This is a genomic window from Caldifermentibacillus hisashii (assembly GCF_039654145.1).
GTDB classification, from domain to species: Bacteria; Bacillota; Bacilli; order Bacillales; family Caldibacillaceae; genus Caldifermentibacillus; species Caldifermentibacillus hisashii.
Genome location: NZ_CP155467.1, coordinates 2,940,146 through 2,963,115 on the forward strand (window position 1 = coordinate 2,940,146; position 22,970 = coordinate 2,963,115).

Annotated in this window: 23 protein-coding genes and 1 pseudogene; 15 read left to right on the forward strand and 9 right to left on the reverse strand. The window is 38.1% G+C overall.

Features of this window, described 5'->3' with window-relative positions:
* Positions 1-197 precede the first annotated feature (197 nt).
* From NSQ14_RS14315 to NSQ14_RS14335, 5 genes are all read left to right on the forward strand, one after another.
* Positions 198-527, forward strand: coding sequence for an NUDIX hydrolase (locus tag NSQ14_RS14315; protein WP_268875748.1), 330 nt, complete (start codon positions 198-200; stop codon positions 525-527).
* Positions 528-936: 409 nt separating this feature from the next.
* Complete coding sequence (locus NSQ14_RS14320) at positions 937-1,302, forward strand: helix-turn-helix domain-containing protein (protein ID WP_052480297.1); 366 nt, start codon at positions 937-939, stop codon at positions 1,300-1,302.
* A 25-nt stretch (positions 1,303-1,327) separates the two neighbouring features.
* Positions 1,328-2,113, forward strand: a complete 786-nt coding sequence (locus tag NSQ14_RS14325) for an ImmA/IrrE family metallo-endopeptidase (protein WP_152617983.1) — start codon at positions 1,328-1,330, stop codon at positions 2,111-2,113.
* Complete coding sequence (locus NSQ14_RS14330; RefSeq protein ID WP_041847905.1) at positions 2,106-2,681, forward strand: hypothetical protein; 576 nt, start codon at positions 2,106-2,108, stop codon at positions 2,679-2,681. The genes NSQ14_RS14325 and NSQ14_RS14330 overlap by 8 nt, the downstream gene beginning before the upstream one ends.
* A 373-nt stretch (positions 2,682-3,054) precedes the next feature.
* Positions 3,055-3,570 carry a type 1 glutamine amidotransferase domain-containing protein gene (locus NSQ14_RS14335; protein WP_216407534.1) on the forward strand — a complete coding sequence of 172 codons (516 nt, stop codon included), beginning with the start codon at positions 3,055-3,057 and terminating at the stop codon, positions 3,568-3,570.
* A gap of 50 nt (positions 3,571-3,620) precedes the next feature.
* Here NSQ14_RS14335 and NSQ14_RS14340 read toward each other — a convergent pair whose 3' ends face one another.
* Positions 3,621-3,752 carry a YuzL family protein gene (locus NSQ14_RS14340; RefSeq protein WP_342020507.1) on the reverse strand — a complete coding sequence of 44 codons (132 nt, stop codon included), beginning with the start codon at positions 3,750-3,752 and terminating at the stop codon, positions 3,621-3,623.
* 319 nt (positions 3,753-4,071) lie between these two features.
* On the opposite strand from NSQ14_RS14340, the gene NSQ14_RS14345 reads away from it, so the two are divergent.
* Entirely contained in the window at positions 4,072-4,698 is a 627-nt protein-coding gene (locus tag NSQ14_RS14345; protein WP_041902272.1) for a spore coat protein, read from the forward strand.
* A 773-nt stretch (positions 4,699-5,471) separates the two neighbouring features.
* Here the strand turns inward: NSQ14_RS14345 and NSQ14_RS14350 are convergent.
* Entirely contained in the window at positions 5,472-6,401 is a 930-nt protein-coding gene (locus NSQ14_RS14350) for a dipeptidase (protein WP_342020508.1), read from the reverse strand.
* Between the two features lie 319 nt (positions 6,402-6,720).
* Between NSQ14_RS14350 and NSQ14_RS14355 the strand changes: the two genes are divergently transcribed.
* Positions 6,721-7,719 carry a potassium channel family protein gene (locus NSQ14_RS14355; protein ID WP_342020509.1) on the forward strand — a complete coding sequence of 333 codons (999 nt, stop codon included), beginning with the start codon at positions 6,721-6,723 and terminating at the stop codon, positions 7,717-7,719.
* A 184-nt stretch (positions 7,720-7,903) separates the two neighbouring features.
* On the opposite strand, the gene NSQ14_RS14360 is transcribed toward NSQ14_RS14355, so the two are convergent.
* From NSQ14_RS14360 to NSQ14_RS14370, 3 genes are all read right to left on the reverse strand, one after another.
* Positions 7,904-8,413, reverse strand: a complete 510-nt coding sequence (locus NSQ14_RS14360) for a PTS sugar transporter subunit IIA (RefSeq protein ID WP_041845253.1) — start codon at positions 8,411-8,413, stop codon at positions 7,904-7,906.
* 305 nt (positions 8,414-8,718) lie between these two features.
* Positions 8,719-10,074 carry a glucose-6-phosphate isomerase gene (locus NSQ14_RS14365; RefSeq protein ID WP_034772024.1) on the reverse strand — a complete coding sequence of 452 codons (1,356 nt, stop codon included), beginning with the start codon at positions 10,072-10,074 and terminating at the stop codon, positions 8,719-8,721.
* Positions 10,075-10,184: 110 nt separating this feature from the next.
* Entirely contained in the window at positions 10,185-11,348 is a 1,164-nt protein-coding gene (locus NSQ14_RS14370; RefSeq protein ID WP_034772026.1) for an iron-containing alcohol dehydrogenase, read from the reverse strand.
* Positions 11,349-11,487: 139 nt separating this feature from the next.
* Here NSQ14_RS14370 and NSQ14_RS14375 point away from each other — a divergent pair, with 139 nt between their 5' ends.
* On the forward strand, positions 11,488-11,721 hold the full coding sequence (locus tag NSQ14_RS14375; RefSeq protein WP_034772028.1) for a DUF378 domain-containing protein: 234 nt from the start codon (positions 11,488-11,490) through the stop codon (positions 11,719-11,721).
* A gap of 203 nt (positions 11,722-11,924) precedes the next feature.
* Here NSQ14_RS14375 and NSQ14_RS14380 read toward each other — a convergent pair whose 3' ends face one another.
* Together NSQ14_RS14380 and yugI are read right to left on the reverse strand one after the other, a co-directional pair.
* Entirely contained in the window at positions 11,925-13,124 is a 1,200-nt protein-coding gene (locus tag NSQ14_RS14380; RefSeq protein WP_216407547.1) for an ornithine--oxo-acid transaminase, read from the reverse strand.
* A gap of 473 nt (positions 13,125-13,597) precedes the next feature.
* On the reverse strand, positions 13,598-14,002 hold the full coding sequence (gene yugI / locus NSQ14_RS14385) for a S1 domain-containing post-transcriptional regulator GSP13 (protein WP_034772032.1): 405 nt from the start codon (positions 14,000-14,002) through the stop codon (positions 13,598-13,600).
* Between the two features lie 190 nt (positions 14,003-14,192).
* On the opposite strand from yugI, the gene NSQ14_RS14390 reads away from it, so the two are divergent.
* The 3 genes from NSQ14_RS14390 to NSQ14_RS14400 all read left to right on the forward strand — a co-directional run bounded on the left by NSQ14_RS14390 (position 14,193) and on the right by NSQ14_RS14400 (position 16,847).
* On the forward strand, positions 14,193-14,414 hold the full coding sequence (locus NSQ14_RS14390) for a helix-turn-helix domain-containing protein (RefSeq protein ID WP_034772034.1): 222 nt from the start codon (positions 14,193-14,195) through the stop codon (positions 14,412-14,414).
* Between the two features lie 165 nt (positions 14,415-14,579).
* A complete protein-coding gene (locus NSQ14_RS14395; RefSeq protein WP_342020510.1) occupies positions 14,580-15,425 on the forward strand; it encodes an alpha/beta hydrolase in 846 nt (281 codons plus the stop codon).
* A gap of 252 nt (positions 15,426-15,677) precedes the next feature.
* Positions 15,678-16,847, forward strand: a complete 1,170-nt coding sequence (locus NSQ14_RS14400) for a MalY/PatB family protein (RefSeq protein ID WP_041845250.1) — start codon at positions 15,678-15,680, stop codon at positions 16,845-16,847.
* A gap of 282 nt (positions 16,848-17,129) precedes the next feature.
* Here the strand turns inward: NSQ14_RS14400 and NSQ14_RS14405 are convergent, their stop codons facing one another.
* Both NSQ14_RS14405 and NSQ14_RS14410 read right to left on the reverse strand, forming a co-directional pair.
* Entirely contained in the window at positions 17,130-17,321 is a 192-nt protein-coding gene (locus NSQ14_RS14405) for a hypothetical protein (protein WP_108898534.1), read from the reverse strand.
* 217 nt (positions 17,322-17,538) lie between these two features.
* Positions 17,539-18,125, reverse strand: a pseudogene (locus NSQ14_RS14410) (peptidylprolyl isomerase).
* A 316-nt stretch (positions 18,126-18,441) separates the two neighbouring features.
* On the opposite strand from NSQ14_RS14410, the gene asnB reads away from it, so the two are divergent.
* The 4 genes from asnB to NSQ14_RS14430 all read left to right on the forward strand — a co-directional run bounded on the left by asnB (position 18,442) and on the right by NSQ14_RS14430 (position 22,798).
* The gene (asnB, locus tag NSQ14_RS14415) at positions 18,442-20,289 is read left to right on the forward strand and encodes an asparagine synthase (glutamine-hydrolyzing) (protein ID WP_041845249.1); all 1,848 of its coding nucleotides are present in this window, start codon (positions 18,442-18,444) and stop codon (positions 20,287-20,289) included.
* Between the two features lie 463 nt (positions 20,290-20,752).
* The gene (locus NSQ14_RS14420) at positions 20,753-21,019 is read left to right on the forward strand and encodes a hypothetical protein (protein WP_346216512.1); all 267 of its coding nucleotides are present in this window, start codon (positions 20,753-20,755) and stop codon (positions 21,017-21,019) included.
* Between the two features lie 357 nt (positions 21,020-21,376).
* Positions 21,377-21,517: a hypothetical protein gene (locus tag NSQ14_RS14425; RefSeq protein ID WP_346216513.1), complete on the forward strand. Its 141-nt coding sequence runs from the start codon at positions 21,377-21,379 to the stop codon at positions 21,515-21,517.
* Positions 21,518-21,574: 57 nt separating this feature from the next.
* Positions 21,575-22,798: an MFS transporter gene (locus NSQ14_RS14430; RefSeq protein ID WP_346216514.1), complete on the forward strand. Its 1,224-nt coding sequence runs from the start codon at positions 21,575-21,577 to the stop codon at positions 22,796-22,798.
* Positions 22,799-22,970: the final 172 nt, after the last annotated feature.

The window sequence follows — 22,970 nt, forward strand, 5'->3', positions numbered from 1 at the left end:
TCGTCCATTGTTCAGAATTATACCACCCATTAAAATATTTGTATAATATGTTAATTATAATGATTATTAGATATTTATCTAAAAGTACGATAATTTATAAAACATAAAAATAGCACTCTTATATTTACAGAGATTTTCGGAACATCAATTGATAAAACCGTAGAACTTTATGTAGAAACATTTAAAGTCAATCCAAGATTAATCAAAGTAGGGGACTTCCAGGCGGGGCAATGGAACTAGGCGAAAGTTTGGAGGAAACTGCCAAACGGGAATTACTTGAAGAAACAGGGTTAAAAGCAAGAAAATTTAAATTCATTGATGTATTATCGGGAAAAGAGCTTTACTTTAAGTATCCTAATGGTGATGAAGTGTATAACGTTATATGCGTTTACCTAGCCAAAGAAGTTTATGGTGAATTGTCGATGACTGATGGAGAAAGTATTGATTTAAAATACTTCTCACCAAATCACTTACCTTCTAATCTTGATGATAGAGCGAAATTAATTATTGAAAAACACTTTAGATAATATCTGTTTCGAACATAACAACGCTTGGAAAATTGCCCAAGCGTTGTTTTTTCTGCTAGTTTTATTGCTAATTCGTGTTCGATAGCTATTATTTTTTACATGAGTATTTTTCACATTGATTGAACTGCTTAACTTCTGGACAGTCTTTTCTAATCCCCTAGATCGGGTCATTATCATTTATATAGTGTTACGAACCATATTCATTTAGTTCTCCAATGGGCTAAGATTTATCGTTCTGTTTGTTTGTTCATGTCACTCTTTCTATTGACCACTTTACCATATCTTCCCAAAACATTTGAAATCAGATCTCTTAGTAAACAGTTAGAATACAAATATTTACATGAAGTAAACAAATTGTTGACTTGAATATGAAAAATTGGATATCATATAGTTTAGGGAGGAATGTAGAATGAAAACAATTTTTGAGGAAATTGGAGAAAAAATAATTCATTACATTGAAAAACATCAAATAAGTCAAACAGAATTTGCTGAACGAATTGGTGTTTCCAAACAAGTAATGAGCAAGATTGTTAAAGGACAAAAGGCCACAAATATTGAGGAAATAAAAAAGATTGCAGATGTCATGAATATTTCTGTCGATGAACTAGTTCACCATGAATCAGAAACGAATGTCATTGAAGATCCCATACTATTTATGATGAATCAAACAGAGAATGCAAAAATAAGACATCACCTTCAATATTTAGACTACGTCATGGATGAAATGATTGAATTGGAAGAACTAAAAAAAACAAGGAGCATCGACCGTGACTAAGATTTCATTTTTAACAGAACCAGAGATGGAAGAAATTGAATTGAAGGCAAATGGAAAATTGAATGAACTTCATAAAACTTCAAGGATACTTGGTAAAGAGGTTTTTAGTATAATTAGAAAAGAAGCCATCCTCTTGCAATCCCCATTTTCAGATGAAGAATTGTGTGCATTTGTCTGTCAAAAAAAGGGTCGTTTATTTGTTTATATAAATAGTCAAATACCTACAGATAAACAGAATTTTGCAGCCGCCCATGAACTATATCATATTTGGTTTGATAAAGAATACCTTATAAATCCCCAAATGTTAGAGAGTAAAATATTAAATGACGAAACAGACAATATACGAGAATTACGGGCGAATTTATTTGCAGCCATGCTATTAGTTCCAAAACACGTATTAGAACAGGAATTGTTATTTTTAGATATCCAAAAAAATGCTATTACCGCTAATCAAGTTGTTGAATTGTCTCATGTTTTCCAAGTTCCATATAAAACGATGGTTCGGAGACTTTTTGAAATAAAATTTATCGACAAAACTCTAATGGAACAATTATGGAAAGAACCAAACGTTGAATTAATTCGTAAAAAATTGCAATTAGACAGTCCAAAGGTTGAAAGACCAATTATTCATTATGAAGGTTTAGCCAAAGATGCATGTGATCTCTATCAAGAAGGACTTATATCCCCCAAAAGATTGAAAAATCTATTATCTCTCATTAATAAAAAACCTGAGGATTTTGACATCGATTTACCAAATAACCTCCCAACAGAAGATGAAATAGATAAACTGTTAGAGGAATTAGATGAATAATTCAAACACATACATTTGGCCAGTTGCCATACTAGATGCAGACTTTGCTATTAAGGTTGGGAGAATAAAGAAGTACAATATACTAGAAGATATACTGCCAAATTATATTGGTAAGCTACTGATTCATGAGTATGTATATGAAAATGAGGTATTATCGCCAAGAGGAGCAAAGAATCAGATTGATGCCCTAATTCAAAAAAGTCGTGCAGAAATTGTTAATGAAGAGACAATAGCTAAGATGGGGAAGCTAGCATTAACCATTTACGAAAATACAATTGAAAAATTGAGACGAGTAAAAAATACAAGAGAAAATGGAAATCATTGGGGAGAAATCGTGTCGATTGCGTTTGCCCAGACAGTAAATATTCCCTACTTTCTTTCAGATGAAACGGGTCAACAATCATTCATTAATGAGAACTTTTCATCTCCTATTCAAGTCGTTCGTATTGAAGATTTAGTTCGAACAATTAAAGAAACAGGAGGGAAAAGAAAAGATGCATTATTAATTTGGACAATAGCTGGATATGGTAAAGAACGCTTTAATGATGACTTATGGCCGCTGGAGTAAGCAAACTGTTACTCTTGGCCTTGTCAATTTTTATTTTTAATAAATTTATAACATAATTTAATTTCTTTGTAATTTGTACGTTTTTTAAAAACCCTTACAATATATTTTATCTTTTAATTTGCCAAGTTTAGGAAAGTCGTATTAAGGCATTTACTAATTTTTTTGGTTGTCAACTGTCAAACTTCCAAACCCTCCCCCAATTCAATAAGTTGCTTTGTTTGAAATTTTTATCACTAGTGTTTATACTACAGTAGTGTAAGGCAGATTGTTCTATTATGAACATTCCTCGTCGAATTTTTCCTTTTGGCTTTGTATGGGAAACAGCTGAAGGGAAATACTATTCATTATAAAAAATTGGCATGGGGTGATATTAATGAGTAAAAAAATTGCTGTAGTTCTTACTGATGAATTTGAGGATATTGAATATACATCCCCGGCTCAAGCGTTTAAAGAAGCCGGCCATGAGTTAACGGTTATTGAAACAGAAAAAGGTAAAACCGTTGTCGGAAAACATGGGGAAAAAGTTCCGGTTGATGCTTCCATCGATGACGTAAAACCTGAGGACTTTGATGCACTCTTGATTCCGGGCGGCTTCTCCCCTGACCTTCTACGTGCCGACGACCGCTTCGTTCAATTTGCGAAAGCATTTATGGATGCGAAAAAACCGGTATTTGCGATTTGCCATGGACCACAATTACTAATTACTGCAAAAGCATTAGAAGGACGGAAAGTGACCGGATATAAATCGATTCAAGTCGATTTAGAATATGCTGGTGCAAAATTTGTTGACGAAGAAGTTGTAGTTTGCTGCAATCAATTGGTCACAAGCCGTACACCGGATGATTTGCCTGCTTTTAATCGAGAATCTTTGGCTTTATTGGAAAAATAAGTTTTTTGAAGATGGCTTAAAATGACAAGCCATCTTCTTTTATAACTGTACTAATACCGCTTTGCTTTTTTTCTTGATGAGTCCGCCTTTTTCCTTCCTGTTTCCCTCGTCGTTGTTCCTTGCCCTTCCGTTTCCGGTGAATTTAAACCAATTGTTGATGAATCTGCTTTTCTTTTGGACACATGATCACCTCCAAGTATAGTGTTCCTTAAAATCATCTTCAGTATGTTTTTACATTAAACCTAATATTCCGCCCTTGATTGTTTCCGGACAGTACACATACTTACCTTTATATTTTTCGGTTATGCCACATTGCATTGGAGCCTGATTGAGACAAGCGGCTATAGCGGTTAGATGTCGCTCAGTGGTTATTCCACATCATATTGAAGCCAAATTTAGCTGATTCCAAGATTTCCCACTTCAATTAGAAAATTAATTAGTGCAGAAATTTTTTGTTGAATCAAGATAGGGATGTAAAAATCTTTTCGAGGAGGAAATTTTGTGAAACTGGCTGCACATGAATTACACGATTTCAATGAACTAACGATGAGCTGTGTGAATTCGATAACCAATATGGCTTACATGCTTCAACATGTCCAAGATCCCGAATTGAAAGCCATATTGGAACGTCATTTTCCGCTACATATCAGGGATTATAATATGAAGGTGGAGTTTCTAAATCAAGCGACGGGTGCCCATAAGGAGTTGCCGTTACTTAAAGAAAACACAACACTTGAAGACTTAACGAGTTCAAATTTAAGCATGTATCCACCGGTTCAGCCGAGAACGGTCGTGGAGAATTTTAATGACCGGGAAATGGTAACTGCCTACCTGTTAACCTTAAAACGAGCCGGACGAGAATATGCTTGGTCGGCAATGGAAATGGCGAATCCGGAAATTCGGTCGTTTTGCCAAACTGCTTTTATGATGAGTTGCTCCCATGCCTATGATGTTTGGCAGTACATGGCAAAGAAAGGTTACTACCCATTGGAACCGGCAGATTCAACGATGACGCTTAAGATAGGCGCTATGTATCAAGTTGTACCGGAAGATATCCCGCAATTCCAGCAATACATGAGTCAACATGAGAACCCGACAGAAGGAGAGAGTGATCAGTTATATCAATAAAAAATCAAGGTCAAACCCAATGAAGCCATTGGCTATTTTCATGGACAAAGAATGATCTGAAAATCCCCATTCATTCTTTTATCCAAAATAAGCATTTGAGTCCGGAAAAGTGACAGTATTTGAAAATGATTCGAAAATTTGCCGGATCGGGAAATTTGAATCTGAAAAAGTGGCAGTAAGAGACGTCTCTTCAACAAAATAAGTGTTTGAAAACGGAATATTTCTGAAGAAGAGGCGCATCTATAAACCCTTAAGTGCGAAAACGTTTACCTCAACAAAATAAGTATTTGAGAACGCAAAAATGACAGAGTAAAAAACCTCTTCACCAATAGACCCCTTTGTAACGAGGCCACTGAAAAACATTTCGAATAAGTTCACTTGCTCAATATATAGTAGGATAGATCACAAAAATACATTTTAATATAGTGTTAAGCAAGTAATCTTATAATGATTTAGTACTTTTGCAGTGGCGTCCTTTGTGACCAAAAAAGTATCCGAGAAAAACCATCTCTTCAATAAAAAACAGGTCAATCCCGAGGCCACTGAAAAACGATTTAAAAAGTTTTACTAACATAATATATAGTATGATAAAACTCGGGAATACATCTAAATACGGTGTTTAGCAAGATTATTTCGAACTTTTTCAGTGGCCTCCTCAATTCCCACAAAATTGCCAAAGAGAATATGTCTCCCCAACAAAATCAGGCAATTTTTCTCAAATCAGAATTAATTCCTCCGGTAAATAATGATCTATCGTCTATAAGTTCTTAGGGTCAAACTATAGGAAGATGATCCAAAAAGTTTTGATAGGCAAAGCCACGGACTTCCTCTTCTTTATAGTACTTGAGCAGCTTTAAAATCAGGTTCTGTGTCATCCCCGTATTTTCCAAACCTTTTACTTTATGAAAAATTCCGTCAAAGTCGGATCCGAGACCAATATGTTTGACCCCGCCTAATGAACAAAAATGATCAATATGTTTTATCAAATCATCAATACTCGCTTTGCCATTTTCTGTAATAAATGGCGGGTTGTAAACAACATGGATAAGACCGTCTTTTTCAAACATCGCTCTTGCCTGTTCATCTGACAAGTTCCGCGGGTGGTCGCATAGTGCTTTTGCATTGGAATGGCTGGCAATCGGGTATTCCGCCAACTCCATCACATCCCAAAACCCTCGCTCCGATAAATGGGAAACATCGGTAAATACTCTCCTTTCATTATTAAGATAAACAATTTCTTTTCCAAATAATGTCAAACCCCTGCCTCGCGGTTCTCCGGCACCATCGGCAGCTAAATTGGCATTATTCCATGTCAAGCCAACCGACATAACACCCAATTGGAATAATGTTCGCAGCTTTTTCAAGTCATTACCGATTGCATCAACCCCTTCCAACGTTAAAAAAGCACCGATTTCCCCATCCTGTAAATGATTAAAGTCAGACCAAGATTTTAAATGTTTCATTTCCGAATTTTTTCTAAGTACCTCTTCATAAAAATAATCTATCTGATCCAATGCTTCCTGGAATTTTTGATCAGACTCCAAATTCGGCTCAATAAAAATCGCAAAAGCTTGAATTTTTATCTTCCCTTTTTGTAGTCTAGTTAAATTTGTATCCAATTCACTACTATTTCGAAAGGATAATTTTCCTTTTGCTTCTGATAATTTCATTAATGCATCACAATGAAGATCAATGACTTCCATTAATTAACCCTCCATGCTTTCCTTAAAGTTGATTAAGTAGGTTTTCTTTCGAGCAGATTCAAAAAGTCAGGAAAAATAGTTTTTGTCTTGCTTATGAAAAAGAAATGCTCCGGTATTCAAAGCTTAGTTCCCGCAAACTTTTAACCTTCTTTTTGAACATGCCAGATGAGACACCCTTTCTTTTACATTTTTTATTGATAAATCATATTCCTAAATTAGGCTTATCGTCAACAAAATTTTTTTAAAACCAACATATAGAATAAACTTTTTTGACAAGGGTGATAATGGATATTATATATTTCAACAAGAGGAGACGTATATGAATTTGCATATTTTCAATTGGTTTTTACGTTTTCCGTATGTTGTTCGGTTATTATTTATCGTGATTTTTATATTAATTGCCTTTGGCACGATCATTCATTTTATTGAGCCGGATAATTTTCCCACCATTTTTGACGGGATTTGGTGGGCAATTGTTACAACTTCGACTGTTGGATACGGTGATTTTGTACCTGGAACAGTGAAAGGTCGAATCGTTGCCATGCTACTAATTTTTTCCGGTGCCGGACTCGTTGCTTCTTACTTTGCTGCCATTGCTTCAACTACTGTTAAAAAAGAAAATGCCATAATAAAGGGAACAGCCCAAGTCCATTGGAAACATCATTTTATTATTGTAGGTTGGAATGAGAGGTCACGGGAAATTATTGAATCCTATAAAAAAATTCATCCGAATCAATCTATTGTTTTGATTGATTCCACCTTAAAAGAAAGTCCGTTTGCAAAGGGAACAAATGTCCTTTTTATAAAAGGAAGCGCAACGTCTGATACGATCTTGCACCAAGCGAATGTGAAAGAAGCGAGTCTTATCTTAATCACAGCCAACCCAACAATGTCGGAATACAGTTCGGATATGAATACGATATTATCTATTGTGGCCATTAAAGGGTTGGTCCCGCAAATTTATTGCATTGCAGAAATTTTGACCGATGAACAAGTGATTAATGCAAAAAGAGCAGGTGCCGATGAAATCATCCAATCAAATAAAATAGTAAGTGCAGTTATGAATCATACCATGCTTTCTCACGGCATATCGGATGCTATTTTAAATTTACTCGACACGTACCACGGGGTAGAACTAACTTTTATTGAAGATAAAAGTTTAAGTGGACATACGTTTGAATCTGCAGTTAACATTTGCCTAGAGGAACAAAAAATTCTTCTTGGTTTTAAAAGAGGAGAAAAAACAGAAATTGCTCCTGCAAAAGAAACAGTATTGTTACCAAGCGATCAATTGTTGGTAATTGTTCGTCAGCAATAATTTTTTCGGAATTGACACGTCCAACATTCGTAAGGGGAAGTCGTTATCCCCGACACATGCGGCACCCCCAATCTATCTTAAACCCTTAAACTTGGGGGCTTAGCTTACGGGGATTTTAAAAGATTAAAATAGGGCCTTCTGTATCAAGAAAGCCCTTTTGTTTAAAGAAAAATCGATTTTTCAGTTAAGAATTTAATACGGATGCCGTTAGGATAACTTGATCCGCTGCTTGCACTTTTCCGGATAAAATCGGTTTTTCAATTTTCTCCATTTTATCCGTATTTGTTATGATAATTGGAATGATTGTACTTTTTGCCTTTTCCTTAACCAACTCCAGGTCAAATGTTACAAGAACATCGCCAACTTTTACTTTTTCTCCCTGGCTAACATGGGCATTAAATCCTTCACCATTCATAGCAACTGTTTCCAAGCCGATGTGAATTAAAATTTCAACACCATTATTGGTTTTAATGCCTATTGCATGTTTTGTCGGGAAAACTTGAATTATTTCTCCATCCACAGGCGATACGATCTTCCCTTCTATTGGTTCAATCGCAATTCCATCCCCCATCATTTTTTCTGAAAAAACGGGGTCAGGTACATCTTCTAATTTGACGATAGTACCTGAAGCATATGCTTTTAACTCTATCGTTTTCGGTATGGTTGTATTCTTGCTGAAAAATTTTTTAAACATAGAAATCCTTCCTTTAAATCGCAAGTGTTTTTATTGTTTAGAGAATGTTCAAAAACTTTAAAGAAAATTTATAAGCTTGCATCCGATATTCCAAGGATGCGCTTCTTCCTTATTGTGAACACGTACTTATTATTTTATCATAACATAATTGTATCCTTACCCAAAATTCTTGTATTTTTTAAGGCACCTCAGTATTTTTGCTAAAAAAATGAAAACCGAATACATTGATTTATCGCATCCGGTTTTCCCAATAATATCGACATGTTGACACAGATAATTAGGCAACCATCTTACCAGTCTATATATTACGACTGCAAACGTTTTTCCAATTCAGCCTTCTTTTCTTCAAAGCCCGGTTTGCCAAGTAAAGCGAACATGTTGACTTTGTATGCTTCAACACCCGGTTGGTCGAATGGGTTGACGCCAAGTAAGTAACCACTTATAGCACAAGCCTTTTCAAAGAAGTAGACTAAGTAACCGAATGTGTAGGCATCCATTTGCGGAATTGTCACAACTAAGTTTGGTACATTTCCGTCTGTGTGGGCCAAAATCGTTCCTTCAAAAGCTTTGGTGTTGACAAAATCAACTGTTTTTCCAGCCAAGTAGTTTAAACCGTCTAAATCGTTGTCTTCAGCTTCAATCACCAATTCATGGCGAGGTTTGTCCACTTTAATGACTGTTTCAAATATGTCGCGACGGCCTTCTTGCACGTATTGACCTAAAGAGTGCAAGTCCGTTGAAAAGTTTGCCGAAGAAGGATAAATTCCTTTTTGGTCTTTTCCTTCACTTTCACCAAATAGTTGTTTCCACCATTCAGCGAAATATTGCAAACCCGGTTCATAATTAATGAGCATTTCAATGGTTTTGCCTTTATTATATAAAATATTACGGACGGCAGCGTATTGATAAGCCAGGTTTTCTTCCAATTCCGAGCTGGCAAAATCTTCACGTGCTTTGGCTGCTCCCTTCATCATCTCTTCAATATTGACGCCACTTACGGCGATAGGCAGAAGTCCGACCGCAGTCAATACTGAGTATCTCCCACCAATATCATCCGGTACAACAAAGGTTTCATAGCCTTCTTCCGTAGCTAAAGTTTTCAAAGCGCCACGAGCCCGGTCTGTTGTTGCATAGATCCTTTTTCGTGCTTCATCCACTCCGTATTTTTCTTGTAAAAGTTTACGAAAGATCCGGAAAGCAATAGCCGGTTCCGTCGTTGTACCGGATTTTGAAATCACATTGATGGACCAGTCTTTCCCCTCAAGTAAATCAATCACATCCGTTAAATAACTGGAACTGATATTGTTTCCGGCAAAAATTACTTGCGGAGTACCACCGCGTTTTTCTTTTGGCATAGCATTGTAAAAACTATGATTCAACATTTCAATGGCTGCACGGGCGCCGAGATAAGAACCGCCTATTCCGATAACGATCAATACATCGGAGTCGTTTTTAATTTTTTCAGCTGCTTTTAATATCCGGGCAAATTCTTCTTTATCATAGTTAACCGGCAGATCAATCCAGCCGCGAAAATCGTTGCCGGCACCGGTTCCTTCATGTAAGGCATGGTGTGAAACTTTTACTAAATCTTTCATTTGCGTTAATTCATGTGGTTTAAAAAACGATAACGCTTTTGAATAATCAAATTGAATATGTGTCATGTCAGAACTAACCTCCTGTAACTTCTTATTCTATTTTACTCTAGCGAATGAAGATGGAATTGGCAAGCTTTGGAAGAAAAACGGTATGTATTGTTAAAGAATTGTCAAATTTATAAGCTTGCCCGATAAATTGCTTCTGTATCTTCTGCATTTAATCTCGTGAAATTGCCATATTCCCCGTTTTTCATAGCCCGGTCTACAAGCAAATCAATTTTGCTGTCGTCAATGCCATAATCGGACAGGCGGCTTGGAGCACCGATGCTATTCCAAAATTCTCGTAATTTTTCAATACCTGCAAGTCCGACCTGTTCATCAGCTTTTCCGGTTGGATCGACCCCAAATACGCGTACGGCCAGTTGTTTGAAGCGTTCCGGTTTTACGTGTAAATTATGCTTCATCCAGTTCGGGAAAAGAATCGCTAATCCCCCACCATGTGGAATATCATAGACAGCTGATACGGCATGTTCGAGATTATGCGTTGCCCAGTCACCGCGGAAGCCCATTTGCACCATCCCATTTAACGCCATCGTTCCACAGTACAAAATCGTTTCCCTGTACTCGTAGTTTTCCAAATCATTGAGTAATTTTGGTGCTGTTTCCATCACTGTTTGTAAAAGCGACTCACACATCCGGTCTTGCAATGGCGTATTTTCATCTAGGTGGAAATAATGTTCAAATGTGTGGGCCATCATATCCACAACACCGTAAATGGTTTGATTTTTCGGAACAGTGAATGTATTAACCGGATCTAGGATTGAAAATTTTGGAAAAACAAATGGGGATCCCCAGCCGTACTTTTCTTTTGTCTCCCAATTTGTGATTACGGATCCGGAATTCATTTCTGATCCTGTTGCCGCTAATGTTAGTATTGTTCCAAAAGGTAGGGCATCTGATACAGGCGCTTTTTTAATAACAAGGTCCCACGCATCACCGTCATATTTGCTGCCTGCCGCAATCGCTTTTGTACAATCGATGACACTGCCACCACCAACGGCTAAAAGAAATTCAATCCCTTCCTTTTTACAAATATCGACTCCTCTTCGAACCGTTGAGATTCTTGGATTCGGTTCAACACCGCTCACTTCATAAATTTCCGCGTTGATATCATTCAGTATGCCGACAACTTGATCATAAAGACCATTTTTCTTAATGCTGCCGCCGCCGTATACAAGCAGCACTTTTTTTCCATATTTCGGGACTTCATCTCGTAGTTTTTCTACTGTTCCCCGACCGAATATTAACTTTGTCGGATTATAATATGTAAAATTTCTCATATCAATCGCCTCCTTATTTTCCATTATAATATAAAGTTTTACCAAGTTATATTAAGTTTTTTTTACTTCACATGCATAGATTTTCTATTTTTTCACCATTCTATTAATGAAATGATTTTTTACTATTGGAGGGATAATTATGAGCGGTTTACAGCGAATCGCACTATTGTTAACCATTATCGGAGCAATCAACTGGGGGCTAATCGGTTTATTTCAATTTGACTTGGTGGCCGCAATCTTTGGCGGACAATCTTCGTTAATTTCTCGTATTGTTTACAGCCTTGTTGGTATTGCCGGGTTAATTAATCTTGGTCTCTTGTTCATGTCAAATGGAGAAGTAGAACGTTCCGCTGAACCAAGAACAACCAGATAATATCGTATCTGAAAGTAAAGAAAACTCGGGCGTCCGAGCCTTTATGCGAGAGCAGAGCCGTAGTTCAGCGAAAAAACATTTTCGCTTGCGAGGTAATGCTACCGAAGTCACTCTAGTGCAGCGTTAGGAAAGTCCTGCTATTAGCTAAAAAAACCGGGGCTATATGCCAACCGGTTTTTTTAGTACGTTAAGGAAACAGTGCTTCAAGAGTGAAGTACTTTTTCAATTTTATCAAATGCCCAGTCCAATTCGTCCTTTGTGATAATAAGTGGTGGGGCAAATCGAATAACATTTTCATGGGTTTCTTTACAAAGTAGCCCGACCTCTTTCAATTGTTCACAATACAGACGTGCCGGTTCATCCAGTTCAACACCAATAAACAAGCCGCGTCCCCGAACTTCTTTTATATGGGGATTTGAAATCGTCTTCAATTTACCGATAAAATATTCCCCCAGTTCTAATGAACGTGCAGGTAAATCTTCCTCCACAATTACATCAAGGGCTGCAATGGAAACGGCACAGGCCAATGGATTACCGCCAAATGTCGAACCGTGCGAACCCGGATTGAAAACGCCAAGTATGTCATCATTGGCTGCTACACAAGAAATTGGCATAACCCCTCCGCCAAGTGCTTTTCCTAAAATATATACATCCGGCTTGACTCCTTCCCAATCACAGGCAAACATTTTACCGCTTCTGCCTAAACCGGATTGGATTTCATCAGCCATGAACAAAATATTGTTTTCTTTACAAATTTCATAGGCTCTCTTAAGAAATCCTTCAGGTGGTACGATAATACCGGCTTCTCCCTGAATCGGTTCAATCAGGAAAGCGGCAGTATTTGGTGAAATTGCAGCCTGTAACGCATCAATATCGCCATACGGAATACGTTTTATTCCCGGCAACATGGGTCCAAAACCGCGTTTATATTCCTCTTCGGATGATAAGGAAACCGCTGTCATCGTCCTTCCGTGAAAATTCCCTTCACAAGCAATAATCTCAGCTTGATTTTGCCGGACACCTTTCACATCATAAGCCCAACGTCTTGCAGCTTTAAATGCCGTTTCAACTGCTTCGGCTCCGGTGTTCATTGGTAACACCATATCTTTTCCGGTTAATTTTGAAACTTTTTCACACCAAGGCCCTAGCTGGTCATTATGAAAAGCCCTTGATGTAAGTGTTACTTTATCTGCCTGTTCTTTCAATGCGCGGATAATTTTTGGGTGACGATGACCTTGATTAACCGCAGAATAGGCACTTAACATATCCAAATATTTCTTTCCTTCAGGGTCCTTTACCCATACTCCTTCTGCTTCCGCAATAACAATCGGTAGCGGATGATAATTATGAGCTCCATATTTATCTGCCAGTTCCATTAATCTTTCGGATAATTGTTCCTTCATTTTTCTCCCCCTCTCATTCAATAGTTTATCATATCCTCACGAGAGCTCAACAGGGCAATCATATGCCGCTTGCCGGAAATTCACACTTTTTTTAAAATGTAAAACGAAAGTCTTCAAAAGGAGGGAAATTGCGCCAAGAATTGCAGGAAAGTTTAGTTCCTCTGAAAATTCTCCATATTTATCCTGACACGTTTGGCATTGTAACAGTCAACTTTGAGCTCCTCGTCAAAAAATTCCCCATCCTTTCCTAAACATGTTTGGCAATGGTAATTCCGTCACCACAAGCCCCTAAACATAAATTCTCCATACAGCCAATTGCAGAAAAACTCAAGCTTTTTCCCGAACTTCTTGAAATCCTCTTTTAACAAATAAAAGTATAGCATCTATATACTATACTGTTGTAAAGTAACGATATTCCGAATCATCAAAAATTTCATGGAGCAAATCGACGAAATTAAATCCTTATACAGCGACTATTTCTTCTGAATCATACCTTCATTCTTTTTTGATTCTTCAATCCACTCGGTAAGTTTTTCTTTCAGCGAATTAAACCCTTGACTGGATGAAGCAAGTAACTCTTCCAAATGATCTTTATTATATTCCTTATGACGGGGATTTTTTTCATTATGGTCCGAATCGGTAACCGCCTTTAATGATAAACTAATTTTTCCGCTCTCTTCATCAATCGCTATAACTTTAACAGAAACCTCATCGCCTACTTCTAAATAATCATGAATATCTTTTACATACCCATTGGTTATCTCAGAAATATGAATAAGTCCTTGCCGATCCTCACCGATTGCAATAAACGCACCATACGGCTGTATCCCTGAAACTTTTCCTTTTACAATACTACCCACTTCAATTTTTTCATTCATGAAAACACTCCTAAGTCTAAAATCCATTATAATATTTTACCATATACAAAATTGTTTTTCAAAACTTGGTAACAACTTCTTGCAATTTTAATAAGTTTAAATTTCTAAAAAATGTCACTATTTTAAATGCAATCAAGAAACAAATTATAGTATAATTAACTTAGAAATATGACAATAGGAGGGGAGAAAGATGCTTACAATTGGACAAAAAATAATGGAATGTCGGGAAAATTTTAATATGTCTCAAGAAGAACTGGCAATGCGGATTCGAAAAAGTTTAAAAATGGTTCAACAGTTGGAAGAAAATCAAATGACCCCTGATCAAGATACCCTTTTTAATTTATCCAGTGTATTGGATATTCCAATTTCAGACCTGATCGATTGCTGTAATGAACAAAAAATACTTCATTAATCAAGAATTTTTTTCAAGATATGTATATATTTAGTCATTTAAGGCTAGACTACAACTACTAGGCTTTCAAGTATTCCCCCCTTTTTGATGTGGACAACCTATTTTGGTTTGTCCTTTTTTATTTGCCTTTTATCCGAACAACTTAGCTTCTGGAGGGAAAAAATTGTGGTTACCCCATTAATCAACACGAAAAACTACGTTAATGTCAGAGAAATTAATGGAATTGATTTTTACTACGAACATTATCAAAACCGAAATGCAACAAAAACCCTATTTTTCATTCATGGTTTCCTATCATCAAGTTTTAGTTTTCGCTACGTAATTCCTGAATTAATGGATTCATATGAAATTGTTTCAGTTGACTTCCCCCCTTTTGGCAATAGTGGAAAAACGTTGGACTTCACTTATTCTTATAAAAATATAACTGCATCGCTGTTAAAATTAATTCATGTTCTAAACTTAAAAAATGTTTCCATCATTGGTCATTCGATGGGCGGACAAATTGGCCTCCATATGCTTTATCAAAGTCCGGAAACTTTTGAAAAGACGGTCTTATTGGCAGGTTCCGCGTATTTAAAACAGGTTCGAAAATCGCTTATTGCCCTCAGTTATTTGCCGTTTTCCGGTATGTTTGTGAAAAGATGGTTAATCAAATCAGGCGGTGTTGAAGGAAATTTAGCCAAAGTGGTTTATAATAAAACTATTATCACCGATGAAATGGTAAAAGGATATTTGGAGCCTTTTATCAAATATGACAATATATTCCGTGCCCTTGCAAAATTTATTCGTGACCGAGAAGATGATCTGCCGCAACCAATTCTAAAAAAAATAAAAACTCCGATCCTCCTTGTTTGGGGAGATTCCGATAAAATCGTACCTATTATCGTCGGTAAACGGTTGAAAAATGATTTGCCGGACTCAGAATTAGTTATTTTGCCAAAAACCGGACATCTCATCCCTGAAGAAAGACCAGAACGAACGGTTGAACTGATAAAAAAATTTATTCAATAATATAGGTTTTGGGTGGCTTGTTAAAACTGGACATCTAATACTAATCCGGTCAACTGAAAAAAATAAAGGCTTTGCGTGGCTGAATCGGGAAACCGGATATCTATTCTGACCAGCTATTGAACTGATTAAATTTTGCTCAGGCTCAATCGGGTAGCTTGCCAAATCCGGCATTTTCTTTTTACAGATAGACCAGAATAAACAATTTATTATAATCGAATTGAATGTGTTATGATTAGAGAAAAAATGGGGGGAATGAACATGAAAGAATTTGATACATTTATAGAACGGAAAGGTACAGACTCCGTGAAGTGGAATGCTTTAAAAACCATTTATGGTACGGATGACCTGCTGCCTATGTGGGTGGCCGATATGGACTTTGCCTCGCCGCCGGAAATTACTGAAGCCATAGAAACGCGGGCCCGTCATGGTGTTTTTGGATATGGGCAAGCTTCACCGGATGTTTTCCAAGCTGTAAAAAATTGGGTTCATAAGCGGTACCAATGGGATCTTGAAGAAAATTGGCTTCTTCCCAGTCCCGGTGTCGTTACCGCTTTGGGTTTCGCCATCCAGGCTTTGACGGAAGAAGGCGATAAAATCTTAATTCAAACACCGGTATATCATCCTTTTTATCATATGATCGAAAATAATCACCGCATCGTTGTGAAAAATCCATTACTTTTACATAACGGAAAATATGAAATTGATTTTGCAGATTTTGAAGCAAAATTAAAATCCGGGGTGAAGCTGTTTATTTTATGTAATCCGCATAATCCGGTCGGGCGTGTTTGGCGTCGAGAAGAGTTGGAGAAACTCGGTGACCTTTGTCATAAATATAGCGCCAAAATTGTTTCAGATGAAATTCATGCCGACATTATTTATAAACCGAATCAACATATTCCGATTGCCAGTTTAAGCTCGAATTTACAAGAATTGACCATTACCTGCATCGCACCGAGTAAAACGTTTAATATTCCGGGCTTGCAGGCGTCATTAATGATCATTCCCAATGCTGAATTGCGTAAAAAGGTGCAAAGTGTGCAAGGAAAAATTAGTTTTCACGGACTAAACATATTTGGTCGCGTCGCATTAGAAGCCGCATATAAACACGGTGAAGCGTGGCTTGAAAACTTGCTTACCTACTTACAAGACAATCGCGACTATGCGCTGCAGTTTATTGAACAGGAAATTCCGTCGGTGAAGGCCATCTCCCCGGAAGGAACGTATTTACTGTGGATTGACTGTCGCAGCCTCGGGTTATCTGACAACGATTTAAAAAAATTGTTGGTAGAAAAAGGAAAATTAGCTTTGGAACCGGGCGGCAAGTATGGTGTCGAGGGTGAAGGATTTGTCCGGATGAATATCGGCTGCCCGCGATCATTGCTGGAAGATGGGCTGGGACGTTTAAAAAAGGCTTTATCTTAAACTTGGTTTAAAGCGAGGTCGCCAGAAAACTTGACTGTAGAGTGGCTCGATGAACAAGCTTTTGCGAGAACTTATAGAGTGGCTCGATGCAGATTTTTATAAAATTGGTCTCGAATACTTTTTCGAAAATTCGCCTGTATTTGTCCTTTAAAATCTGATACAGCATAAATAAAAGGGGTGTCCGAAAAGTCATTTTTTCGACTTTTGGATGCCCCTTTCATGCTTTAAAAGATTGAAACATCATATGTTTATTAGGGGATTTCTACTTTCCGGACAACCCCTTCACCGTTTTCTCCCCGTTTCATCCAAATTCTGTTTAATTTGCTCTTCTAATTCCTTTGTCCGCAGTTCTTCCTTTTTTGAGTATTTAATAATCCAACGAAAAGTGAGGATGCAGAAAATCAAAAAGATCGTAAATGAAATTAGCGCCGGAATATATTCTGATTTATCTTCCGGAAAATAGAGATAAAGCATCCTAAAACACCCCTAATATTCGTTCAATTTCTATAATTATAGCAATTTTTCAGATACGTTGTAAAGAAAACTCGGCGACTGCCGAGCCTTAAGGCGATGGCAGAGCCGTAGTTGGGCTTATGCGTTAGGAAAGTAGAAATTGAAAAATTTATACTTTCCTGGCCAAAAAAAGGAAATCGGGTCGCTACCGATACAAATAGTCGACCCTTCCATATTATTATTCGGCGACAGTAATTTTCTCAATTATAACATTATCAATTGGACGGTCTCCGGCACCGGTCGGAACGGTAGCGATTTTATCAACAATATCCATCCCTTCGATAACTTGCCCAAATACAGTATGACGGAAATCGAGCCATGGTGTCCCGCCGTTTTGTTGATAATGCTCTATAATTTCATCCGGATAACCGGCACGTTTCATTTGATCGGCAAAACCGGATCCATATCTTGTTTTTGTACAATAAAAAATTGGCTTCCGTTCGTATTCGGTCCGGCATTCGCCATGCTCAAAGCCCCGCGGAAATTGAACAAGTCCGGGGAAAACTCATCTTCAAACGAATGACCGTAAATACTTTCCCCACCCATACCTGTTCCGGTCGGGTCTCCTCCTTGAATCATGAATTCTTTAATCACACGATGGAAAATAATCCCTTCATAATAACCATTTTTTGCATGGGTAACGAAATTTTCCACTGTTTTTGGCGCATATTCAGGAAATAATTTCAATTTAATTGTCCCTTGATTGGTCACCATTTCAGCGACAATTTCATTTGCTTGCACTTCCGGAGTAAATTGTGGATACATTTTTTCGCTCATTCCTTCATCTCCTTAATTAATGGGATTCAACCCGATAAGTCAAAATATTATGTAAAGTTTCCTCGCATGAATCGCCACTTTTTTCCTTTACCTTTCTGTATGGTAAAACATCTGAATCACATTATCAAGTTTTCTTAACTTTTATTTGATTTTTTAGGCTTATCTTTTGAAAAATATCTCGTTTTGATCAAATCGCAAACTTATCCAATGGTAGTTTTGTTAACAGGAAATTTTTTCCTATAGGCACATTTTTATCCCTTTAAAAATAAAATATTTTATCGTTGCAAAGAAGGGGTGTTTATCAATGTGCGGTATTACAGCTTGGATTGACTTCCGAAAAAATTTAAAAGGTGAATATGATACGGTAAGAAAGATGACGGAAACATTATCAAAACGCGGACCCGATGACACAAATATTTTTATTGATTCACATGTCGCTTTCGGTCATAAACGATTAGTTGTTGTCGACCCAATCGGAGGCCGGCAGCCGATGACAAAAATATTTGAAGGCAAAACCTATACAATGATTTATAATGGTGAGTTATATAATACTGAAGACATTCGGCGAGAGTTGATAAAAAGAGGCCATCAGTTCAAAGGCCATTCGGATACAGAAGTGTTACTTACCTCTTATATTGAATGGAAGGAAGATTGTGTCCGCCATTTGAACGGAATTTTTGCCTTTGTCATTTGGGATGAAGCAGAAGAAAAAATCTTTGCAGCGCGTGATCGGCTTGGAGTAAAACCATTTTTTTACAGTGAAAAGGGCAGTTCTTTAATTATTGGTTCGGAAATAAAAGCGATTCTTGCCCATCCGGATGTTGAGGCAAAAATTGGCTTTGACGGATTATCGGAAGTCTTAGCTTTAGGACCTTCCCATACTCCCGGACATGGCATTTTTAAAGGAGTCATGGAATTGCGCCCGGCCCATGCCCTCACTTTTACCCGGGATGGCTTGAAAGTTTGGCGTTATTGGCAGGTGAAAAGTGAGCCACACCCGGATTCTGTGGATGAGACGGTTGAAAAGGTACGTTCTCTAGTGAGAGATGCCGTTGTTCGTCAGCTTGTTTCCGATGTGCCGGTCTGTACATTTTTGTCCGGCGGTGTGGACTCCAGCGCAATTACCGCGATTGCGGCGGAGCATTTTGCCAAAGAAGGAAAAGGCCGACTTCACACGTACTCCATTGATTATGAAGGGAATGACCAGTATTTTCATGCAACTGAATTTCAACCAAACTCAGATGCTAAGTACATCCAGTTGATGTCAGATACATTTCATACGGTCCATCATAGATGTGTAATTTCCAATGATGAGCTTGTTGAATACTTAACAGAGGCAGTCCTTGTCCGTGATTTACCCGGAATGGCAGACATTGATTCTTCCTTGTTATGGTTTTGCCGGGAAATAAAAAAGGATTTTGTTGTAAGTCTTTCAGGAGAATGTGCCGATGAAATTTTTGGCGGCTATCCGTGGTTTCATAAAAAACATGAGCTTTCATCCAGCCAATTTCCGTGGATGCGATCAATTAATGCTCGTAATCATTTATTGAGTGAAGGGTGGCGTCAAAAATTAAACATCAATGAATATATCGAGGCTCGGTACTTAGAATCGGTAACAGAAACGCCGCTACTCAATGGAGAATCTGCTGATGAGGTGGGGCGCCGGCAATTATTCTATTTAAATATGATATGGTTCATGACAACCTTGCTTGAGCGGAAAGACCGGATGAGTATGGGGGCGAGCCTCGAGGTCCGCGTCCCGTTTGCCGATCACCGGCTAGTCGAGTATGTTTGGAATATTCCATGGGAAATGAAAACATTGGGCGGTCATGAAAAAGGCATATTGAGGAAGGCTTTGGAGGACATTTTACCAAATGAAATCCTTTATCGTAAAAAAAGTCCGTATCCGAAAACCCATAATCCGGGTTATACAAAAGGAGTTATCCGGTGGCTTGAAAGTATTTTAGCAGACAAAAGTTCTCCACTCCATGAATTTTTCAAGAAAGAAACGCTTTTGGAATTGGTTCAGTCCGGTGGGGAAAAATTTGACGTCCCTTGGTTCGGGCAACTAATGACCGGTCCACAGCTTCTCGCCTTCCTCGCCCAGTTCCATGTATGGTTTAAGGAATATGGGGTGACGGTGGTAGAGTAGGATGATTATATGAGATTCATGGCAATTTTTCCTTATAAAATCGGTCAAAGCCGGAAATTATGTTTGCGAGACCGTTTCGCAAATAAAATTAGAAAATTACTTATATTTTATGTTTTGATTAGCGCCCAAAAAGGTTTGATGAAAAGATTTTCAACAAATATCGTGTGGACTTTACCGAGATGCAATTTGAGCGTTCTTTTTTGAATAAATCCCATTCTAATTTCGTCGCTAAACTTGAGCATCTCTCGGCTTAAAATGGTGACGAGATTGAGGCTCGTCGTCAAAAAATGGGGTTTTCCGGCTCAAAATGGTGAAGAGAATAGGTTTCGTCGCCAAAAAACGGGGTTTTCTGGCTCAAAATGGTGACGAGATTTGGTTTCGTCGCCAAAAAATGGGGTTTTCTGGCTCAAAATGGTGACGAGATTTGGTTTCGTCGTCAAAAAATGGGGTTTTCCGGCTCAAAATGGCGACGAGAACGAGTTTCGTCGTCAAAAAATGGGGTTTTCCGGCTCAAAATGGCGACGAGAACGAGTTTCGTCGTCAAAATTGCGCTTTTTCCAACTCAAAATGGCGACGAGAACGAGGCTCGTCGCCAAAAAATGGGGTTTTCTGGCTCAAAATGGTGACGAGATTTGGTTTCGTCGTCAAAATTGCGCTTTTTCCAACTCGAAATGGTGACGAGATTGAGGCTCGTCGCCAAAAAATGGGGTTTTCCAACTCAAAATGGTGACGAGAACGCGTCTCGTCGTCAAAAAATGGGGTTTTCCGCCTCAAAATGGCGACGAGAATAGGTTTCGTCGCCAAAAAATGGGGTTTTCCGCCTCAAAATGGCGATGAGAATAGGTTTCGTCGCCAAAAAATGGGGTTTTCCTCCTCAAAATGGCGACGAGAATAGGTTTTGTCGCCAAAAAATGGGGTTTTCCTCCTCAAAATGGTGACGAGAAGGAATCTCGTCGTCAAAAAATGGGGTTTTCCTCCTCAAAATGGCGACGAGAATGAATCTCGTCGTCAAAATAGTGCTTTTTCCAACTCAAAATGGTGACGAGAATAGGTTTCGTCGCCAAAAAATGGGGTTTTCCGCCTCAAAATGGTGACGAGATTGAGGCTCGTCATCAAAAATACGACTTCCTCGCCCAAAAACGGCGACGAGATTCACTCTTATCGCCAAAAAATACCACATTTAGATAAAAAACGACCAATATTTCGAAACCCGAAAGTCTTTATTTAAGATGAAAAACTATGTATAATAGTTAGAGATACGAAATATTTTATGAAGGTGATCACGATGAAAGCAGAAAAGAGAAACTTATTAATTATGTGGGTCGCCAATTTTTTAGTTGCTTCCAGTACAACGATGATTATGCCGTTTCTATCCCTTTACATTAATACAATGGGGGAATTTACAACAGAATATGTCCAAAAATGGGCAGGATATGTGTTTGGTATCACGTTTTTAACTGCATTTATTTTCTCACCAATATGGGGACGGGTTGGCGATAAGTATGGATACAAGCCCGTTTTACTAATAACAGGATTTGGGATTGCCATTAGTCTTTTCTTTATGGGCTTTATGCATACTGTCCACCAACTGTTTATTCTTAGATTTATTATGGGGGCGGTCACCGGGTTTATCCCAACATCACTGGCAATGATTGCAGCTCAAACACCGAAGAAAAAAGTTGGTGAGGTTTTGGGACTTCTGCAAACAGGAAACGTAACCGGTTCTCTCTTTGGTCCACTTATCGGCGGAATGCTGGCCGATCAATTTGGCTTTAAATATACATTTACCTATACAGCCATTGCTATATCAGTAGCTTCCTTGTTTGTTATTTTTGGAGTAAAAGAGGTTCGGCAAACAGAGAAAAAAGCCAAAACAAAAGAATTTACGAGACGAGAAGTCCTTGAATTTATTTTGCAAAAAAAAGTTTTAATTACAGTCATGATTATTTCACTGCTAGTCCAAGTAGCCAACTTCACTATTCAGCCGCTCTTGGCAATCTATGTCAATGAGTTGGCACATACGGAAAGTGTAGCCTTTTTAGCCGGACTTGCTTTTTCAACAACCGGTTTTGGGAATTTACTGGCAACACGGCGTTGGGGTAGACTTGGAGACAAAATTGGCTATGAAAAAGTAATTATGGCTTTACTGATCGGTGGGGCCATTGTATTTATCCCTCAAGGAATGGTAACAGCCTTGTGGCAACTTGTGATCTTGCGCTTTTTGTTCGGTATGGTAACAGGAGGAATTATCCCTTGTATGACCGCTTATATCCGGCAAGTGGCACCGTTACAAGTTCAAGGTGAAGTGAACGGTTATAATGTCAGCTTCCGATTTTTAGGAAATGTCATTGGACCGGTATTAGGTGGAACCATTTCGGGATTTATCGGCATCCATTCTGTGTTTTTTGTAACAAGCGGCATCCTATTCTTCGCTTTCTTCCTCTTACTTTGGAGTGTAAAAAGAGACCAAAAAGATCTAGAACAAGGCAATTTCAGTACTTTGAATTAATTTTTCACTATTTCTCAGCAAATGTTAAGAAGGAAAAACTAAACTTTAGGGCGAATATAGATATATATCAGTGAAACTTCCACCAGAGGGCTTTTGTTTGTCCCCACCTATCGTCTTTGGAAGCTCAAAAATCCTGGGTGTGGGTCTTGACTCGCCGTTAAGGTGGCATAAA

Excerpts from the sequence above, each read along its gene's own strand:
- NSQ14_RS14325 (WP_152617983.1), top strand. The coding sequence starts at position 1,328 with ATGGAAGAAATTGAATTGAAGGCAAATGGAAAATTGAATGAACTTCAT.
- NSQ14_RS14320 (WP_052480297.1), top strand. The coding sequence starts at position 937 with ATGAAAACAATTTTTGAGGAAATTGGAGAAAAAATAATTCATTACATT.
- NSQ14_RS14360 (WP_041845253.1), bottom strand. The coding sequence starts at position 8,413 with ATGTTTAAAAAATTTTTCAGCAAGAATACAACCATACCGAAAACGATA.
- NSQ14_RS14330 (WP_041847905.1), top strand. The coding sequence starts at position 2,106 with ATGAATAATTCAAACACATACATTTGGCCAGTTGCCATACTAGATGCA.
- NSQ14_RS14355 (WP_342020509.1), top strand. The coding sequence starts at position 6,721 with ATGAATTTGCATATTTTCAATTGGTTTTTACGTTTTCCGTATGTTGTT.
- NSQ14_RS14350 (WP_342020508.1), bottom strand. The coding sequence starts at position 6,401 with ATGGAAGTCATTGATCTTCATTGTGATGCATTAATGAAATTATCAGAA.
- NSQ14_RS14425 (WP_346216513.1), top strand. The coding sequence starts at position 21,377 with ATGGTGACGAGATTGAGGCTCGTCATCAAAAATACGACTTCCTCGCCC.
- NSQ14_RS14420 (WP_346216512.1), top strand. The coding sequence starts at position 20,753 with ATGGCGACGAGAACGAGTTTCGTCGTCAAAAAATGGGGTTTTCCGGCT.
- NSQ14_RS14400 (WP_041845250.1), top strand. The coding sequence starts at position 15,678 with ATGAACATGAAAGAATTTGATACATTTATAGAACGGAAAGGTACAGAC.
- NSQ14_RS14390 (WP_034772034.1), top strand. The coding sequence starts at position 14,193 with ATGCTTACAATTGGACAAAAAATAATGGAATGTCGGGAAAATTTTAAT.
- NSQ14_RS14375 (WP_034772028.1), top strand. The coding sequence starts at position 11,488 with ATGAGCGGTTTACAGCGAATCGCACTATTGTTAACCATTATCGGAGCA.
- NSQ14_RS14370 (WP_034772026.1), bottom strand. The coding sequence starts at position 11,348 with ATGAGAAATTTTACATATTATAATCCGACAAAGTTAATATTCGGTCGG.
- NSQ14_RS14335 (WP_216407534.1), top strand. The coding sequence starts at position 3,055 with ATGAGTAAAAAAATTGCTGTAGTTCTTACTGATGAATTTGAGGATATT.
- NSQ14_RS14405 (WP_108898534.1), bottom strand. The coding sequence starts at position 17,321 with ATGCTTTATCTCTATTTTCCGGAAGATAAATCAGAATATATTCCGGCG.
- asnB (WP_041845249.1), top strand. The coding sequence starts at position 18,442 with ATGTGCGGTATTACAGCTTGGATTGACTTCCGAAAAAATTTAAAAGGT.
- NSQ14_RS14380 (WP_216407547.1), bottom strand. The coding sequence starts at position 13,124 with ATGAAGGAACAATTATCCGAAAGATTAATGGAACTGGCAGATAAATAT.
- NSQ14_RS14430 (WP_346216514.1), top strand. The coding sequence starts at position 21,575 with ATGAAAGCAGAAAAGAGAAACTTATTAATTATGTGGGTCGCCAATTTT.
- NSQ14_RS14365 (WP_034772024.1), bottom strand. The coding sequence starts at position 10,074 with ATGACACATATTCAATTTGATTATTCAAAAGCGTTATCGTTTTTTAAA.
- yugI (WP_034772032.1), bottom strand. The coding sequence starts at position 14,002 with ATGAATGAAAAAATTGAAGTGGGTAGTATTGTAAAAGGAAAAGTTTCA.